The sequence below is a fragment of the Streptomyces sp. NPDC060198 genome (genome assembly GCF_042728415.1).
In the GTDB taxonomy this organism is placed as follows: Bacteria; Actinomycetota; Actinomycetes; order Streptomycetales; family Streptomycetaceae; genus Streptomyces.
This window is the reverse complement of record NZ_JBHWZJ010000648.1, coordinates 1-1,841: the sequence shown is the minus strand read 5'-3', so window position 1 is coordinate 1,841 and position 1,841 is coordinate 1. Positions and strand designations below refer to the sequence as shown.

General features: G+C 72.0%; 2 protein-coding genes. Both read left to right on the top strand.

Going from position 1 to position 1,841, the window contains the following annotated elements; genetic code table 11:
* On the top strand, positions 1 to 882 hold an 882-nt coding region (locus ACFWEP_RS34455; protein WP_387376215.1), incomplete at its 5' end, for a hypothetical protein.
* A complete protein-coding gene (locus ACFWEP_RS34450) occupies positions 864 to 1,781 on the top strand; it encodes a tetratricopeptide repeat protein (protein ID WP_387376213.1) in 918 nt (305 codons plus the stop codon). The genes ACFWEP_RS34455 and ACFWEP_RS34450, both read left to right, overlap by 19 nt.
* Positions 1,782 to 1,841: the final 60 nt, after the last annotated feature.

The following is a 1,841-nucleotide window of genomic DNA, read 5'->3' as shown; positions in this document are numbered from 1 at the left end:
ACAGCGCCCCCGGTGGCGGTTTCCGTCGTGACGACCGTGCCCCTCGTCGTGATGACGACCGTGGTGGCCGTCCGGGCGGTTTCGAGCGCCGTGACGACCGCCCCTCCGGCGGTGGCTTCCGTCGTGACGACAACCGTGGCGGCTCCGGCTCCGGCGGTGGCTTCCGTCGTGACGACAGCCGTGGTGGCTCCGGTTCCGGCGGTGGCTTCCGTCGTGACGACAGCCGTGGTGGCTCGGGTTCCGGTGGTGGCTTCCGTCGTGACGACCGTGCCCCCCGTCGTGAGGACGACCGCGGTGGCTTCCGTGGTCAGCGCGACGACCGCGCTCCTCGCCGTGATGACGACCGTGGTGGGCGTCCGGGTGGCTTCGAGCGCCGTGATGACCGCCCCTCCGGCGGCGGTTTCCGTCGTGACGACAACCGTGGCGGTTCGGGTTCCGGTGGTGGCTTCCGTCGTGACGACCGTGCCCCCCGTCGTGAGGACGACCGTGGTGGCTTCCGTGGTCAGCGTGACGACCGCGCTCCTCGTCGTGATGACGACCGTGGTGGCCGCCCGGGTGGCTTCGAGCGCCGTGACGACCGCCCCTCCGGCGGCGGTTTCCGTCGTGACGACAGCCGTGGCGGCTCCGGTGGCGGTTTCCGTCGCGACGACCGTGGCGGCTCCGGTTCGGGCGGTGGTTTCCGTCGTGACGACCGTGCCCCCCGTCGCGAGGACGACCGTGGTGGCTTCCGTGGTCAGCGCGACGACCGTGGCGGTTACCAGGGGCGCGACGACCGTGGTGGCTACCAGGGCGACCGTGACCGCGAGCCCATCAAGCGGCTGCCCATCCCGGACGACGTCACGGGCTTTGAAATCGACAAGGAAGTGCGTCAGGAGCTCATGAGCCTGCCGAAGACCCTTGCCGAGGACGTCGCGCGCAACCTCGTCATGGTCGCCCGGCTCATCGACGAGGACCCGGAAGAGGCGTACGGGTACTCCCGCGTCGCCCTCCGGCTCGCCTCGCGCGTCGCTGCCGTCCGTGAGGCGGCGGGCTTCGCCGCGTACGCCACGCAGAAGTACGGGGAGGCGCTGGCCGAGTTCCGGGCCGCCCGTCGGATGACCGGCTCCGTGGAGCTGTGGCCCGTCATGGCGGACTGCGAGCGCGGTCTCGGCCGCCCCGAGCGCGCCATGGCGATGGCGGGCGATCCCGAGGTCCAGAAGCTGGACAAGGCCGGCCAGGTCGAGATGCGCCTGGTCGCCGCAGGGGCCCGCCGTGACATGGGGCAGATCGATGCCGCCATCGTCACCCTGCAGAGCCCCGAGCTGGCTTCCAACGCGATTCACCCGTGGACCCCGCGCCTGCGCTACGCGTACGCCGACGCGCTCCTGGAGGCGGGCCGTGAGGACGAGGCCCGCGAGTGGTTCGGCAAGGCCCTGGAGTCCGACAAGGACGGTGCGACCGACGCCTCCGACCGGCTCGCCGAGCTGGACGGGGTCGAGTTCGTGGACGCCATGGACGACGACGAGGAGGACGCGACGTCCACCGTCGGCACCGCCCCCGCCGAGGAGCACACCGCCCCCGCGGTCCAGGTCCCGGCCACCATCGCCGACGACATCGCCGACGCCACCGACGAGGGCGACGACTACGACGATGACGATGACGAGGACGACGAGGACGAGCTGAACGCGTGGGCGGACCGTGCCGACGCGGCCGCCGAGAGCGCGGAAGCACCCGCCGAGACGGCCCCCCAGGCCGAGCGGAACGCCGGTGAGCCCGACGCGGAAGGACCGGCCAAGGGCTGAACGGTACGAGCCGTGTGAGCGGCGGTAGAAGGTAGAAGAAGGGCGGCACTCCTCCGGGAG